General features: G+C 50.1%; 14 protein-coding genes and 1 tRNA gene. 6 read left to right on the top strand and 9 right to left on the bottom strand.

Annotated features, from left to right (window positions below; genetic code table 11):
• Nucleotides 1–78: 78 nt before the first annotated feature.
• The 3 genes from AB7D94_RS12440 to AB7D94_RS12430 are packed head-to-tail and all read right to left on the bottom strand — an operon-like array spanning nt 79 to nt 3,630.
• Nucleotides 79–1,890, bottom strand: a complete 1,812-nt coding sequence (locus AB7D94_RS12440; protein ID WP_420266210.1) for a GspE/PulE family protein — start codon at nt 1,888–1,890, stop codon at nt 79–81.
• Entirely contained in the window at nt 1,887–2,633 is a 747-nt protein-coding gene (larB, locus tag AB7D94_RS12435) for a nickel pincer cofactor biosynthesis protein LarB (protein ID WP_420266209.1), read from the bottom strand. Before larB ends, AB7D94_RS12440 begins: the two co-directional genes overlap by 4 nt.
• Nucleotides 2,626–3,630: an NAD(P)H-dependent glycerol-3-phosphate dehydrogenase gene (locus AB7D94_RS12430; protein WP_420266208.1), complete on the bottom strand. Its 1,005-nt coding sequence runs from the start codon at nt 3,628–3,630 to the stop codon at nt 2,626–2,628. Before AB7D94_RS12430 ends, larB begins: the two co-directional genes overlap by 8 nt.
• 106 nt (nt 3,631–3,736) lie before the next feature.
• On the opposite strand from AB7D94_RS12430, the gene AB7D94_RS12425 reads away from it, so the two are divergent.
• Nucleotides 3,737–5,302, top strand: coding sequence for a DHA2 family efflux MFS transporter permease subunit (locus AB7D94_RS12425; protein ID WP_420266207.1), 1,566 nt, complete (start codon nt 3,737–3,739; stop codon nt 5,300–5,302).
• Nucleotides 5,303–5,308: 6 nt separating this feature from the next.
• Here AB7D94_RS12425 and AB7D94_RS12420 read toward each other — a convergent pair whose 3' ends face one another.
• From AB7D94_RS12420 to AB7D94_RS12405, 4 genes are all read right to left on the bottom strand, one after another.
• Nucleotides 5,309–7,420, bottom strand: coding sequence for a bifunctional aldolase/short-chain dehydrogenase (locus AB7D94_RS12420; protein ID WP_420266206.1), 2,112 nt, complete (start codon nt 7,418–7,420; stop codon nt 5,309–5,311).
• Nucleotides 7,417–8,316, bottom strand: a complete 900-nt coding sequence (lsrF, locus tag AB7D94_RS12415) for a 3-hydroxy-5-phosphonooxypentane-2,4-dione thiolase (RefSeq protein WP_420266205.1) — start codon at nt 8,314–8,316, stop codon at nt 7,417–7,419. Before lsrF ends, AB7D94_RS12420 begins: the two co-directional genes overlap by 4 nt.
• A 165-nt stretch (nt 8,317–8,481) precedes the next feature.
• Nucleotides 8,482–9,579, bottom strand: coding sequence for a tRNA guanosine(34) transglycosylase Tgt (tgt, locus tag AB7D94_RS12410; protein WP_420266204.1), 1,098 nt, complete (start codon nt 9,577–9,579; stop codon nt 8,482–8,484).
• Between the two features lie 3 nt (nt 9,580–9,582).
• On the bottom strand, nt 9,583–10,581 hold the full coding sequence (locus AB7D94_RS12405; protein ID WP_420266203.1) for an MBL fold metallo-hydrolase: 999 nt from the start codon (nt 10,579–10,581) through the stop codon (nt 9,583–9,585).
• A gap of 96 nt (nt 10,582–10,677) precedes the next feature.
• On the opposite strand from AB7D94_RS12405, the gene galT reads away from it, so the two are divergent.
• From galT to AB7D94_RS12385, 4 genes are all read left to right on the top strand, one after another.
• Nucleotides 10,678–11,685 (top strand): galactose-1-phosphate uridylyltransferase, encoded by a 1,008-nt coding sequence (galT, locus tag AB7D94_RS12400; RefSeq protein WP_420266202.1) that lies wholly within the window; start codon nt 10,678–10,680, stop codon nt 11,683–11,685.
• Nucleotides 11,686–11,751: 66 nt separating this feature from the next.
• Nucleotides 11,752–12,102: a response regulator gene (locus tag AB7D94_RS12395; protein ID WP_420266201.1), complete on the top strand. Its 351-nt coding sequence runs from the start codon at nt 11,752–11,754 to the stop codon at nt 12,100–12,102.
• Entirely contained in the window at nt 12,099–13,352 is a 1,254-nt protein-coding gene (locus tag AB7D94_RS12390) for a class I SAM-dependent RNA methyltransferase (RefSeq protein ID WP_420266200.1), read from the top strand. The genes AB7D94_RS12395 and AB7D94_RS12390 overlap by 4 nt, the downstream gene beginning before the upstream one ends.
• Before the next feature lie 111 nt (nt 13,353–13,463).
• Nucleotides 13,464–13,547, top strand: a tRNA-Leu gene (locus AB7D94_RS12385).
• A 177-nt stretch (nt 13,548–13,724) separates the two neighbouring features.
• On the opposite strand, the gene AB7D94_RS12380 is transcribed toward AB7D94_RS12385, so the two are convergent.
• Both AB7D94_RS12380 and AB7D94_RS12375 read right to left on the bottom strand, forming a co-directional pair.
• Nucleotides 13,725–13,967 (bottom strand): type II toxin-antitoxin system HicA family toxin, encoded by a 243-nt coding sequence (locus AB7D94_RS12380; protein WP_420266199.1) that lies wholly within the window; start codon nt 13,965–13,967, stop codon nt 13,725–13,727.
• Nucleotides 13,955–14,266 carry a type II toxin-antitoxin system HicB family antitoxin gene (locus AB7D94_RS12375; protein ID WP_420266198.1) on the bottom strand — a complete coding sequence of 104 codons (312 nt, stop codon included), beginning with the start codon at nt 14,264–14,266 and terminating at the stop codon, nt 13,955–13,957. The genes AB7D94_RS12380 and AB7D94_RS12375 overlap by 13 nt, the downstream gene beginning before the upstream one ends.
• Nucleotides 14,267–14,524: 258 nt before the next feature.
• On the opposite strand from AB7D94_RS12375, the gene AB7D94_RS12370 reads away from it, so the two are divergent.
• A complete protein-coding gene (locus AB7D94_RS12370) occupies nt 14,525–14,701 on the top strand; it encodes a hypothetical protein (RefSeq protein WP_420266197.1) in 177 nt (58 codons plus the stop codon).
• Nucleotides 14,702–14,749: the final 48 nt, after the last annotated feature.

Below are 14,749 nucleotides of genomic sequence, written 5' to 3'. Positions count from 1 at the left end.
GATAGGGATGCCCTCGCAGGGAAATCAACGGGTGTAGTTATTTAGACGCTTACAGAACTCCAGCCAAAGGCTATTATGTTATGTCATAAATATGACCTCTTCATACGTAGTTGTGCCTTCGAGCATTTTGCGAATCGCGGCCTGGCGCAGGGTTGTCATCCCATCGGCCGCTGCCGCTGCGTATAAGGCGTTGAGGTCGGCATTGTCCGAAAGCGCCCTTCTCACCCGCTCAGTAAACTCCATGACCTCAAATATCGCCGTCCTGCCACGATAGCCCGTCCCCCGGCATTCTATACATCCCTCACCATAGCTTATTGTGTGAGTGGTGTTATTATCTAATTTAAGATATCCGGTTTCGTCTTCTGTCAACACCCGCTCCCGCTTACAGTGGACACATATCTTTCTGACAAGCCGCTGGGCAATTATGCCTATCAGTGTGGAAGATATCAGAAACGACGGGACTCCTAGGTCCAAAAGCCTTGTAATAGACGAAGGGGAGTCGTTCGTGTGCAACGTAGAGAGGACAAGATGCCCCGTAAGGGCGGATTGAATAGCGTTGTCGGCGGTTTCCTTGTCTCTTATCTCACCAACCATGATGATGTCCGGGTCCTGGCGCAGGATTGTGCGAAGCATGTTGGCAAATGTGACGCCGATAGCCTGCTGTACGCTGACCTGATTAAACTCCTCAATGACCATCTCAATAGGCTCTTCAAGCGTTACGATGTTGACTTCTGAACTGGACAGCACCCTGAGGGTAGAGTACAGGGTCGTAGTCTTGCCGCTTCCAGTTGGGCCGGTGACCAATATTATGCCGTTTGGCCTTCTGATAAATGAGTCATAAAGCTGATACTCACGGGGATAAAACCCCAGTTTTTCAATGTCCTGCATAAGCATATCGGGGTCGAATATCCTTATGACGATCTTCTCGCCAAAGGCCGTCGGCAGGGTTGACACGCGCAGCTCAAGTTCCTTGTCGTTGTGAGTAGTCTTTATTCTGCCGTCTTGCGGGCGGCGCTTTTCGGTTATATCCATTCGTGAGAGCATCTTTATTCGCGAGCTGATCGGGGCATGGACGGCCTTAGGGGTCGAGTGTACGGTATGTAAAATGCCGTCAATGCGCAGCCTTACAATAGATTTCTCGCGTTTTGGTTCGATGTGTATATCGCTTGCCCGCTGGTCGAAGGCGTATTGAAAGAGGTACGACACCGCCCTGACTATGTGTGAGTCAGTGGCCTCGATTTCCCCCTGCCCTCTTAGTTTGACGAACTGCTCAAGATTTCCAAGGTCAACGCCCGGCTGCATCTCGGCCTGAGCGGCCGCTATCGAAGAGTGAAAGCCGAAAAACTCCCTTACAATTTTCAGCACATCAGACTTTGAGCTTAACACGAGGCGAGTTTTCAGATTTTTTGCGTGTTTGAGGCTTTCCACGGCCTCCATATCATATGGGTCTATAACCGCAAGGGTAACCACCCCGTCAGTATTTTCAACCGGCACTATCATGTGCCTTAATGCGAATGGGCGTGGAACATGCCCTGTTACCACATCAAGTTCGAGTTTGATGGGGTCAAGTTTCATATATGGGATGCCTGTCTCTGCGGCGATTGCCTCAGTGATGGCATCCTCGTTGAGGAGTTTGCCGTTTGCGCCCGGTATCTCAAGTTCTAAGGCGGCGATTGCCTCAGCCGGCGTGACAACCGAGACGGCTTGTGAGGGGCGCTTGGCGCTGCCCGCCTCGTTAAGCAGTTGGAGTCTAATCATCTGCTGCTCTCCCCTTGCCGTGATGTCCGAGAAACGCTCACGCGTTATCAGCCCCTTTTTCAGAAGGAAGGCGGCGGTGGTTTCAATTGTCAGGCGTTTTTTTGATGGTCTATCAGTCTGCTTGGTAGTCAATCGTGCACCGCAAGGATATTGATTTTATGGGCAAGGCAGCCCGCCCCAAAACCGTTATCTATGTTCATTACCGCTATGCCGGGCACGCAAGAGTTAAGCATGGCAAACAGCGGCGTCAGGCCGCCTAAACTCGTCCCATATCCCACAGATGTAGGCACGGCTATGATGGGCTTATCAATGAGCGAACCAACAACAGAAGGCAGCGCGCCTTCCATCCCCGCCGCCACGATTACCACGTTGGCCCCTTCGAAAACGCCGACGTTACTTAACAGCCTGTGAAGGCCGGCAACCCCGACATCGTAGAGCGTCTCTACGCTGCTGGATAGAAAAGAGGCCGTTACAGCGGCCTCCTCAGAAACTGGTATATCCGCCGTACCCGCGCTGACGACAACTATGCGCCCTATCTTTTTTCGCCCCTCACCGGCCTCAATTAGCCTCGATGTGGGATAGTACCTTGCGCCATCAATATGCAGACCGTCGTATATTTCTTTTGACGCCCTTGTTATCAGCACCCTGCCGCTCATATTGTAAATCCTGCGGGCTATCTCTATGGCGTCTTCGGTTTTCTTTCCCTCGCCAAATATAACCTCCGCTATGCCGCCTCTGAGTTGTCTGTGATGGTCTATCTTTGCGAATTCAATATCCTCGTACGGGAGGTGTTTTAGTTTATTTAGGGCCTCATCCACGCCGATTTGGCCGTTTTGCAGGGAGACGAGCAGTGTCTTAATGGCCTCTTTATCCATGCCTGAATTCCCCCTTCAGCTCCCGTGACATGAGTTGCCGGACGGCCTCGGCAGGGTTTTTCGATTCATGAATTACTCTATAAACCTGCTCCACGATAGGCATTTCCACGCCAGCTCGGTTTGAAAGCTCAAAGGCCGACGCCGAGGTCTCAACGCCTTCGGCTACCGCCTTCATGTCGGAGAGGATTTCGGCGGGCGTCTCTCCCTTGCCCAGACGCCGACCTACCGTGTAGTTTCTTGATAGATTTCCTGTACATGTCAGGACGAGGTCGCCTAAGCCGCTGAGGCCAGAAAACGTGTTATCCTTTGCCCCAAGGCTCACGCCAAGCCTGATTATCTCAGAAAGCCCCCGTGTTATCAATGCCGCACGGGCATTGAGGCCAAGCCCAAGGCCATCGCATATGCCTGAGGCTATGGCAATGACATTTTTCAGCGCCCCGCCAAGCTCTACGCCGATTATGTCCTCGTGGGTATAGACCCTGAAGTACTCAGTGAAAAACATCTCCTGAAGCGCATGTCCATGTTTGGAGTGGTTTGAGATGCCGAGGGTTACAGCGGTGGGTTTTCTCTTTGCCACCTCATCGGCAAAACTTGGCCCGGAGAGCACCGCGATTTCATTGCCGATGAATTCCTGTATTATTGCCGATGCGGTTTTCAGAGTACCGCGCTCTATTCCCTTTGCGGCGGTAACGACAACGGTGTTCGGGCTGATGGGGGCCGATACGGCCTTTGTTAAGATACCCCTGATAAATTGTGTCGGCACGACAAGTATGATGCACGAGGCCGCCCCCACCGCCTCTGCCAGATTATTCGTAGGTATGAGCCGGGGGGAGAGTTTCAGGCCGGGCATAAACGGCTTGTTTTCCCGCAGCTTTATTATGGAGTCAACGGTGTCTTTTTCATATGCCCACAGACGAACCTCATGGCCTTTCAACGCCAGCATGTTTGCCAAAACCGTTCCCCAACTGCCGGCTCCTATTACGCTTATGGAATTCACTCTGTCTATATATTATAATTTATCCTTATAAAATTAAAACCATATAACAAAATAATCATGCACCAGTTCTCGACAAAACTGTTATGACGGATATATAATCAGGCTTATGGACACTGGCCAGAGCAACACCGCCGCTGCCGCAAACAAGTGGATAGTTGCCGTGAGCGTAATGCTTCCCACGCTCATAGAGATAATTGACACATCAGTCGTAAACGTGTCGTTAGACCACATCAGGGGGTCTCTCTCTGCCAGCATAGACGAGGCCACATGGACAGTTACGGCTTATCTCGTGTCCAACGCCATAATCATACCTCTTACAGGATGGCTCAGCAGGATGTTAGGCAGGAAGTTCTATTTGATTCTTTCCATAGTTATATTTACTGTTAGTTCATTTCTGTGCGGATGTGCGTGGAGCCTCCAAAGTTTGATATTCTTCAGAATCGTACAGGGAATAGGTGGCGGGGCGCTTCAGCCGCTTTCGCAGGCTATACTTCTGGAGGCATTCCCGTTGAAACAGCGCGGCACGGCTATGGCCCTGTTTGGCGTGGGTATACTGTTCGGGCCTATCATAGGGCCGCTCATGGGCGGGTGGATAACTGATAACTGGAGCTGGCAGTGGATTTTCTATATAAACATACCCATTGGCATCATATCGGTGCTGATGTGCATGATATTCATCTCAGACCCCAGTTACCTGAAAAAGCAAAAGATGAGGATAGATTACATGGGCCTTGCCCTGCTCACCCTGGGCCTTGCCACACTGCAGATAGTGCTTGACAAGGGACAGCAGGAGGACTGGTTCGCCTCTGGATTTATATTCTGGCTTTCCCTTATATCGGTATGTTCATTGCTGTTGTTTGTTGTGGTGGAGTGGTTTGCCAAAGACCCGATAGTGCATCTTTCCACGTTTAAAAACAGGTCTTTTACCACCGGCAGCATGATTGCCTTCTTTGTGTTTTTCAACCTGTTTGGAAGCATAGTGCTGCTGCCTATACTGCTGCAGACACAACTTGGCTACACTGCTACGCTGGCCGGTCAGGTGCTTGGCCTCGGCGGCATAGCCACATTGATAACGATGCCCATTGTGGGTGTTCTTATGACTAAGGTAAACCCGAAATGGCTCATAGCCGTAGGCACAGTGATAGCCGCCTATTCGACATTCCGGCTGTCCCAGTTTAACCTGTATGTGGATTATATAAACGTCTTTCTTCCACGCGTATTTTTGGGCGTTGGCACAGGGTTGCTCTTTGTACCGCTTACGACTCTGACAATGTCAGGGATAAAAAGGGAGGAGATGGGAAATGCCACGGCTATTTACAACCTGCTCAGAAACATTGGCGCCAGCATCGGGGTGGCCTTCGTTACGACTATGATTTCACGCCACGCACAGGTACATCAGTTCCAGCTTACAGAACACCTTAGTCCATTTGACAGGAACTACCAGATGGCCTCATCGGCAGTCGCAAGGGTGTTTGGTTACAACGGGTTCAGTCCTGATGTCTCCAAATTCGCCGCCGACAGTCTTATTTATGGCAATACGATAAAGCAGGCCTCTATGCTCGCCTTTAACGACACGTCCTTTATAATTTTCGTCATTCTCCTGTCAACCCTTCCCCTTGTCTTGCTGATAAAAGGGGGCAAAGGCGGGGCAACACCGCAGGGTGTACACTGATGGGCATCAGCGCGGCACGGCATCCGGCAGGCCGCCGTCAACAGGGATTGTCGCACCGGTTGTCGGTGTCTGTCTCGCGGCAAAAAACAGCACCGCCCTTGCCACGTGTGAGGCCGTAACGCGGGCCTTCAGTAGGTTGCGGCCCTTGTAGTAGTCCTCAAGCCCTTTTTCGTCAAGCCCGCGCGCACGCATCCTGTCCGGACCGATCTCCTCCCATAACCCCGACCTCCTCGCGCCGTCTGAAAACACGCCGTCAGGGGCCACCATATTCACGCGCACCCCAATCCCGGCCAGCTCAAGCGAGGCTATACGCGCCACCTGATGCGCCGCCGCCTTTGTAACGCTGTATGCCCCGAAATTAGCGCTCGGTGAAAACACGTTCTTCGTCGAAATCAACACTATATCCCCGCCCGTCCTCTGGAGGGCAAAGTGCCTCGCCGCCTCCGCAATGATAATCAAAGTCCCGTCTATGTTTACCCTCTCCAGCTTCCTGAACGCCTCTATGGACATCTCCGAAAGGGACGCGACCATTGCAATCCCCGCGTTGACAATAACTATGTCAAGCCCACCCCATCTCTCAACCACCTTGCCGCACGCCCCCGATACCGACACAGGGTCTGTAACGTCCATCGGGACGGCCATCACCCTGAGGCCGAATTGGCTGTGCAACTCCTCATAGAGGCTGTCAAGCCTCTGACCGGGCAAATCCGTAACAGCGACATGGCAGCCGTTTAGAAGCAGTTCCCTAGCAATAGCGCTGCCGATTGCCCCCGCGGCACCTGTGATAATTGCCGTTTCGCGCGCAAGCGGCGGCTCATCTGACATGCCGAGTTTGGCGTGCTGGTATGTCCTGTATTCCATTGCGAAGATATCTTCTTCAGATATACCCTCGTACTGGTGCCCCATTGCGGCAATCGCCGACTTTATCTCAATAGACTGGCGCGTGATGTCTGCCGCTATTGTTGCTGATTCGATGTCCCTGCCAGAGCATACCACGCCAATACCTTCGATATAGAGTACCCTTGGGATGGAGTCAAATCGCGAAGTCTCCCCGCCCATCTTCTCAGCGTGTGTGGTTAAATACTCCTCGTAGCGGCTTTTATAGTCCCCGATAGCGCTGGAGAGTTGAGCCCTCAGCACATCCATGTTTTCATAGTTCAGGCCGTCTATCCAGAGGGGATAGGCCTTTGTCCTGATAAGATAGTCGGACGTTACCGGGGGCGTAAGGGCAGTTTCTCTGCCAATGCCGCAGTCTGTATAATTAAGGGTATCGGCGTCAATAAGGGGTTTGATAATGACACGGTTAAATGGCCTGTCCTCGCTGCCGGATGCCTCGGCAAGCAGTCCCCTGAGAATTGGGGCTATTTTTATATACCGCTGCCTTGCCTCATCGGGCGCAGTCGAAACGTGGCGTTTCGGCTGTATCGCCGTATGTTTTATTATAAATTGTTCAGCCGCGGTGACAAGTTCTATCATAAGGCCGTAGGAATCGCGCGCGGTGTCTCCCCATGTAACAATACCGTGATGAAGGAGGACAATGGCCTTGCAGTGGCGCCTCTTGTTAAAGGCGGCAAGAACGGCCTTCGCGAGTTTAAATCCCGGCGTGTGGTACCCAACCGTAAGGACATCCGCGCCAAGCGCCTCTTTAATCAATTTTTCGGAGTCGGCCTGATTTGCCAGTGTTAATATCGCGTCCGCATGAGTGTGGTCAATGTATTTAAAGGGCAGAAATACGTGAAGCAGGGTCTCAACCGACGGAGTTGGGGCGTTTGAGCTAAACATGTGGGTGCGAAACTCGTTTATCATTGCCTCATCAGACATCGCTTCTATGGCGGCAAATTCCCTTAGATAGTTCAAGTCGAGGCCGACATGCCCTTCCGGGCCGATTTCAGCGATATCCGCTCCCGACGCCTTTACGAACACCGCCTCAACGGCTTCACCGAGTATGTTTCTATGTTCGTCTTTTACTGAGGTATTGCCGCCGCCGTGCAGAACGAGGCGCCTGTCCGCGCCCAACAATCTGGCCGAGTAGGCCCTGAGGGCGAGTGCCCTGCCCCATGTTCCGGCATTGTCGGTTGCAAATTTCTCCGCGTCGGCGTCTGACCATCGGTTTATCATTTGGCCTTCTTCTTGTCGAGTTTGTTTTTCAGCGTCTGGTAGAATTCATAGGCGTGCTGGGGTTTCATGTTCTCGTGGACGACTTTTCTGACGGCCTGAATCATTGCCGTTGGGGAGTCGGACTGGAATATATTACGCCCCATATCAACACCAAGGGCACCTTCATTGACGGCATTATATGACATCGTCAGGGCGTCAAGTTCGGGGAGTTTCTTGCCACCGGCCATCACAACAGGCACGGGGCACGAAGACGTAATGGTATCAAACCCCTCCGCCGTGTAATAGGTCTTCACATAGGTAGCTCCAAGTTCGGCGCAAATCCGGCAAGCGAGGCGAAAATACCGGGCGTCGCGCGCCATATCCTTGCCCACCGCTGTTACCGCCAGTACGGGGATGCCGTAGCGGTTGGCCTTGTCTATCAGACTGGTCATATTGTGAATTGATTTCGTTTCGTATTCACCGCCGATAAAGACCTGAACAGCAAGGGCGGCGGCGTTTAAGCGAATCGCGTCCTCGATATTCATGGCAAGCTCTTCATTGGAGAGTTCCTTTAAGATACTTGGGCCGCCGCTGGCGCGCAGCACTACGCCGCCCGTGTATGAAGGCGGGATGTTTGCCCGTAGTATCCCGCGTGTAAGCATGAGCGTATCTGTAAACGGTATCAGCGGGACGATATTTATATCCACGCGCTCAAGGCCAGTCGTAGGCCCTTGAAAATATCCATGGTCTATGGCCAGCATAACGGTCTTGCCGGTTGCGGGATGGAATATATTGGAAAGCCTGTTCTTCATCCCCCAATCAAGTGAGTTTGAGCCTTTTAAAAAGAATGGGGTGTTCTTTGCGGGCACATCGGTATAAAACATCTTCGCGTCTTTGACATTATCCAAATCGGCCACTGTTGTCCTCCCTGTAAATAAATTTGTCGGCGGTACAGGGTATTATAGTCCATATGCGCCTAAATATTCCAGAGCCGAATTACTCTTACTATACGAACAGATTTTCATTTCCAGCGTACCCTCAAAGCGTACATGTACCATTGTGGCATTAGACAAACCTCTGTGCTAAATACCTCGATACTCTGACAGCCAGTCTTTTTTGAAGCTATTGAAACGGTCTTGTTCGATGGCTGCCCTGATTTTTTTCATAAAATCTAAATAAAAATACAGGTTGTGGATGGTGTTGAGCCTGATTCCGAGGATTTCACGGGCGCGAAACAGGTGGTTTAGATAGCTTCTTGTGAAATTACGGCATGTGTAACATCCGCATTCGGGGTCAAGCGGTGTGTGGTCACGCCTGAATTGGCTGTTTCTTATGGCAACTCTGCCATGTGTCGTAAGGAGCGTGCCGTGCCTTGCCGTCCTTGTCGGGATGACGCAGTCAAACATGTCAAATCCCGCCTCTACCGCGGCTAAAATGTCCTCAGGAAACCCCACGCCCATCAGATAACGTGGCTTATCGTCTGGAAGCTCAGAGGCCATGTAGCCTATGATTTCGTGCATTATTTCTTTTGGTTCGCCGACACTGACTCCTCCGACGGCGTAGCCCCCGAAATTCAGGTCTCTGAGCTGTGCCGCGCTTTGTAGCCTTAAATCCTTATAGACGCCCCCTTGTACTATTGCAAAGAGCGTTTGCGGCTTAGTGGCAGCTCTAAGGCATATCTCTGCCCACTTCGTCGTAAGCTCCAGAGATTTCAGCGTGTATTCGTATGAAGACGGGTAAGGGGTGCACTCATCAAAGGCCATGGCGATGTCTGCTCCAAGGGCGCGTTGTATCCGCATTGACTCGCGCGGGCCTATGAAGTGCGTGGAGCCGTCTGTGTGGGATTTAAAAGTCACGCCATCTTGCCCGATTTTCCTCAGAGGAGAAAGGCTATAGACCTGAAACCCGCCGCTGTCAGTTAGTATAGGCCCGTCCCATCTTATAAATTCGTGAAGCCCGCCCGCCTCCGCTATGGTATCCTCACCGGGACGTAAGTACAGGTGGTATGTGTTACAGAGGATTATCTCCGCCCCCACTTCCCTAAGCTCGCGGGGCGACATCGCCTTTACAGCGCCCATAGTGCCGACCGGCATAAATACGGGCGTGTGCAGCGTGCCGCTGGAAAGGGCAAGTCTGCCTGTTCGTGCGCTTCCATCTTTGTGTGATACGGTGAAGTTCATTTTTTAAGACATCGAGGGCGCTGCCCTCAAACTCCCGCAAGGAGGGTAACCCTCCTTGACCTCTAATTTTATTCTATCTAACATAGTAATATATTTTGGTGATACGTGGGTTATTTCAACATTTATAACATTGGCACAGCGGGCGATATACCCTGAGTGAGCGGTTGTCAGGTGATTCCTCTTGTGGGCGCGCTCAACATCCTCCGCTAAAAAAAACGCCTCAATGTAGAGCGTGTCAGCGCCCGCGGCAAGGCCGATGGCCTTTTTAATATTTGCCTCAGACGGGGAAATGTCCGTTATATAGGCAATCTTCTGCCCCTGCGTTATCATGGCAAGGCCGCGAAGCTCTTCAATATGGTAATAATGGCCGTCTATATTGAGCTGCGCGTCTTTTGAGTTATTTCTGATGGCGGCCTTCAGCTCGTTTAACCACGGGCCTGGCGTAAGGCCGCGCTCAAGCAGGAGGGCCTTGTTTATGTTTATCTGCGTATCCTCGTGAAGACTAAACCCAAGCACCTCGATGCCATGGTCAAAAACGTCGGCCTCCACAGTTATCCCCTCTTTTATCATAATTATTTTATCAAATGCCGTTACCGGGCCGACGATGTGATTAAAACCTTGGGTGGCATGAAAGCTGCCTCTTTGGAGTATGTCTTTGCGAACTTCGCAGACCTCTATCTTTAGCGGGTATTCTTTGATTAAATTCCATGTATAACCTTTGAGCTTGTGTGCAACGGCGTTGATGATGCCCCTGGGGCCGTAGATATGAAGAGGCGCCTCCCTGTTTAACAGGCATCGCAGCACATTGTCAAAGCCGATAAAGTGGTCAACATGCATATGGGTGACAAAAATATCCGAGATTTTCTGTATCTCCCGCACAGAAAGGCCATAGACATCCCCGCAGTCAAACATAACGGCATCCTTCTCCCTCCTGAATCTTACGTACAGAATAGGGTCCTGAAAAGGATTATTTACTAATTTACTAAAAAATGTTGATTTCATATTTAAAAGTCTTAGTGCTCTATGATACAATGTCCGAGTATTGTTATGATACAATAATAAAGTTGTGATTTGATAAAATAATGTTTAGGAGGACCAATGTCTGAGCTAAGAAAGGACCCGATAATAGGCAGGTGGGTTATCATCTCAACAGAAAGAGGGAAAAGGCCGTCAGATTTCATCTCTCCGTCCCACAAGAGAAAAAAGACTGTGGGGTTTTGTCCGTTTTGCAAGGGGCATGAGTTCACTACTCCAAACGAGATAATGGCCTTCCGGGGGCCGGATAAGATGGGGGCCTCGGACTGGACACTCAGGGTAGTGCCGAATAAATTCCCGGCACTTCACATTGAAGGTGACCTTGACAGGTCAGGCGACGGTATTTTCGGCAGGATGAACGGTATCGGTGCCCACGAGGTAATAATTGAAACCCCGCATCACGATTTGTCGCTGTCTTCGATGAGCAGAAAATCGGCCGCTGATGTCCTCTGGGCATTCTACTCAAGGATGACTGACCTGCGTAAGGACAAGCGGTTTAAATACGTCCTGATATTCAAAAATGAGGGAGAGGACGCGGGCGCAACTCTTGAGCACACGCACAGCCAGCTTATAGCCCTGCCCATCGTCCCCAAAAGGGTGCAGGAAGAGCTTGACGCGGCCAAAAAGTATCATAGCTTCATGGAGAAATGTATCTACTGCGACCTCATTGACCAGGAAACCAGCATCAACAAGAGGATAATCTATCAAAACACCTCGTACATAGCCATCTCGGCATATGCGCCGCGCGTGCCGTTTGAGACATGGATACTGCCCCGGCGCCATGAGTCGTCCTTTATGCCGGACAACAACGATTTTACATATCTGGCAGAGGCGCTTCAAACCGTGCTGAAGATGTTGGATAAGATTCTTGACGTGCCGCCATACAGCTTCATAGTCCATACGACGCCGTTTACAGAGGAAGACAACAGCTACTTCCACTGGCATATAGAGATATTCCCCAAACTTACAAGGACAGCCGGTTTTGAGTGGGGTTCAGGCTTCTACATTAACCCAACGCCCCCGGAAGACGCCGCCAGATACATGAGGGAAGGTATGCGGGAAGCTACATAGAGAGACAGACGCAGTGCGCGAGTTGATTCAGATTAAAAATTCATAACTTATATAAGGAGGAATAGAATGAAAGTTTTAATAGTAGATGATGACCCACACCTCAGGAAACTGTACAAGGAAGAGTTGGAGGATGAGCACTACGACGTTTACATTGCAAGTTCCGGCAAAGAGGCCCTTGAGATATTTGCGAGGGAGCTGCCGGACATTGTCACGCTTGATATACTTATGCCCGGCATGGACGGAATTGAAGTGCTGCGCAGGATGAAGGAGCAAAAGCCCAATCTGCCCGTGATAATGTCCACGGCGTACGATTACAGGGATGATTTCTCGGTATGGGCGTCTGATGCCTATGTGGTAAAATCTGCCGACATGACGGAGTTGAAAAACACGATAAAAAATCTCCTGAGTAAAAAATGAAGACCTTGGAGTTGGACTCACTTGCCCCCATCTATGGAGGCATGTGCCTGTCGCGGCTTGATGGGGTTGTGTTTATAAAGGGCGCAATCCCCGGAGAAAAGGTGCTGGCAGAGGTAAAAGAAATCAGAAGGGATTACTCCATAGCCGAGGCTGTGGAGATTCTCAATGGTTCGACAGACAGGGTCACACCGCGATGCCGCGTTTATGGCATGTGCGGGGGCTGCCACTACCAGCACATCTCATATGAGAGGCAGTTGTCATTAAAAGAGGAAATAGTTGCCGACTGTCTCAGGAGAATCGCAAAAATAGATATACCCATTGCCGGGACGATTTTTGGAGGCCAATGGAATTACAGGAGAAAGGTTCAGTTTAAGTTATCCTCTGTAAGCGGTGGAGCCGCCCCTACGATAGGTTTTTACAGGGAGAATACAAGAGACATCGTAGCCGTTGATGAGTGCGCGCTGCTACACGGCACTTTAAACAGATTTCTTGCAAAATTAAAAGGGGCGCGCTTTCTCAATGGCGTCAGAGAGATACACATGCTTACGGGCGGCAACACGGTGGCCTTCCTCAAGGGTCCTGATGTGGATGAGGCAAAACTTGAGTTTCTGCTTGATATAGGATTTGACGGGGCTGTTGCGGCGCTTGCCCCTGATTACCAGCGCACACACGCGGCAGGGGATTCCCATTGTCAGTTGTCAATAGGGGATAACGGCGGGCAAGGGATAAGCTATACCGTGTCGCCGCAGGGGTTTTTCCAGTCCAATTGGGAATTGAACCAGGTATTGGTCGAAACTGTGAAGGAATTATTGGGCGATGTCAGCGGCAAAAGGGTGATTGACGTCTATGGTGGGGCTGGCAACTTTTCCCTCGGCCTCTCAAAGACGGCCAAAGAGATAACCATCGTTGAGGATAATCCATACTCGGCGGCGGACGGTGCGCGCAACATAGCGCAGAACAACATACATAATATATCGTACATAACGAAATCGTTTGAGACAATAAGGGAAAATAAGACATATGACGTAGTGATTGTTGACCCGCCAAGGATAGGTCTCACCAAGGCGGCGGTGGAAAGGCTGCTGTCCCTAAAGGCGGAGACGATTGCCTATATCTCATGCAACCCATCAACATTTGCCCGTGACGCGGCAAGGCTTCAGCCCGGATATACGCCATCCTCTGTAAGGCTGATAGACATGTTTCCAAACACATACCACTGCGAAGTTCTGGGGATTTTCCGTAGCACATAGGTTTTATAAAATACAGAGAAGGACTGCCTCTGCCGACGTTGAGCCATGGCGGTTTTGGACATGTTGACAGGTGATAATAATTTGTGATACCGTAAGGGAGGCCGCATTTGTGCCGAAGTGGTGGAATTGGCAGACACGCAAGGTTCAGGACCTTGTGGGGGCAACTTCGTGGGGGTTCGAGTCCCCCCTTCGGCATTAACAATATCTAACAATATCAATAAGTTATAAAATTATTATGTAAAATATGTCAGTCAACAACCGGTCAACAGGTGTTCAGCCGAGCTGGCATTAAGATCTTTAAATGACTATTCAAGGAAGGCAGCAGTGAGCAGTTGAATTTCCTAATCAATACTTTACTACGTACAAATTGACTTATGCTCTCTTTTTGCAAATATCCAATAACTCATAATAGCGTTCTCTTGTCATCTTGGCCGTTCTCATATTGCTGATTATTATATCAGTGCCAATACTTTTATACGTTGGGATTACCACTGGTCTCAAAATTCCTTTTTTTATATATGCTCTGTGCGAACCGTCCTGTCTGCTGAAAACAAAACCGTCATTTACAAAAATACACTCAAGGGTTTTCCAGCTTTCCGGCGTTAAGCGTGGCATACTGATTGGCTATGACTTTTGATTGTAAATGGAATTGGAACTTCTATCGTTTCAACTTGGCTTTGCTTCCTTGCTGTTTTTTCCGCCGCCTCAAAGCCACACTCTTTAAGCACCGCGTCAAGTGTACCTATTTCTAAACACGTTGAGATAAACAACGATACCGCTTCTTTGATATTATTCCGGGCATCTTCAACCGTCTCTCCCTGTGTTACAACATCAAGAACAGGGCAGGAGGCTATAACTACATCCTTTTTCTTCTTAAACTTTACAGGCAAACTAAAAACTATCGTCGCTGTCATCGCTTTCCCCCTTGTTATATTATGTGAAATATCGTCGTTTTTGTCAAGCACGGTAAACTTTTATGCCGTACTCTTCTTGCAGTACTTTTCTATCCGGTTTATTCCTGCTGGAACTTGAATTGACGAAAAATACCAGTGTACTATAATGATGGTATACACACAGGTGAGATACTCCGACACATGATTCGGCAGCCCTTGTCAGCGCTGTTACAGGACAAGACTTATATAAATCCATAACTGAGAAAGGAGGTGAAAACAATGCTATACAAACAAATAGCCATTCTATGGAAAGGAGATGACGATAAGGGAGAACCGTATTACACGGGCGACCTTGATTTAGGCGTGTTTGGCCGAGTCAGGATTGCCGTTTATATTGTAGATAATAAAAAAGCCCAACACGAGCCGGACGCCACCGTCCACGTAGAATTAAGGTAAGCGTCTAAATAACTACACCCGCTGGGTTACCGGCAAGAGTACCCCCTA

Origin of the sequence: Candidatus Magnetominusculus dajiuhuensis, from assembly GCF_046044395.1 — a bacterium.
Lineage (GTDB): Bacteria > Nitrospirota > Thermodesulfovibrionia > Thermodesulfovibrionales > Magnetobacteriaceae > Magnetominusculus > Magnetominusculus dajiuhuensis.
This window is presented reverse-complemented; position numbering and strand designations above follow the sequence as displayed.

Coding starts and splice junctions, on each gene's coding strand:
- larB (WP_420266209.1), bottom strand. CDS start 2,633: ATGGATAAAGAGGCCATTAAGACACTGCTCGTCTCCCTGCAAAACGGC.
- AB7D94_RS12425 (WP_420266207.1), top strand. CDS start 3,737: ATGGACACTGGCCAGAGCAACACCGCCGCTGCCGCAAACAAGTGGATA.
- AB7D94_RS12420 (WP_420266206.1), bottom strand. CDS start 7,420: ATGATAAACCGATGGTCAGACGCCGACGCGGAGAAATTTGCAACCGAC.
- tgt (WP_420266204.1), bottom strand. CDS start 9,579: ATGAACTTCACCGTATCACACAAAGATGGAAGCGCACGAACAGGCAGA.
- AB7D94_RS12405 (WP_420266203.1), bottom strand. CDS start 10,581: ATGAAATCAACATTTTTTAGTAAATTAGTAAATAATCCTTTTCAGGAC.
- galT (WP_420266202.1), top strand. CDS start 10,678: ATGTCTGAGCTAAGAAAGGACCCGATAATAGGCAGGTGGGTTATCATC.
- AB7D94_RS12395 (WP_420266201.1), top strand. CDS start 11,752: ATGAAAGTTTTAATAGTAGATGATGACCCACACCTCAGGAAACTGTAC.
- AB7D94_RS12390 (WP_420266200.1), top strand. CDS start 12,099: ATGAAGACCTTGGAGTTGGACTCACTTGCCCCCATCTATGGAGGCATG.
- AB7D94_RS12380 (WP_420266199.1), bottom strand. CDS start 13,967: ATGCCACGCTTAACGCCGGAAAGCTGGAAAACCCTTGAGTGTATTTTT.
- AB7D94_RS12375 (WP_420266198.1), bottom strand. CDS start 14,266: ATGACAGCGACGATAGTTTTTAGTTTGCCTGTAAAGTTTAAGAAGAAA.
- AB7D94_RS12370 (WP_420266197.1), top strand. CDS start 14,525: ATGCTATACAAACAAATAGCCATTCTATGGAAAGGAGATGACGATAAG.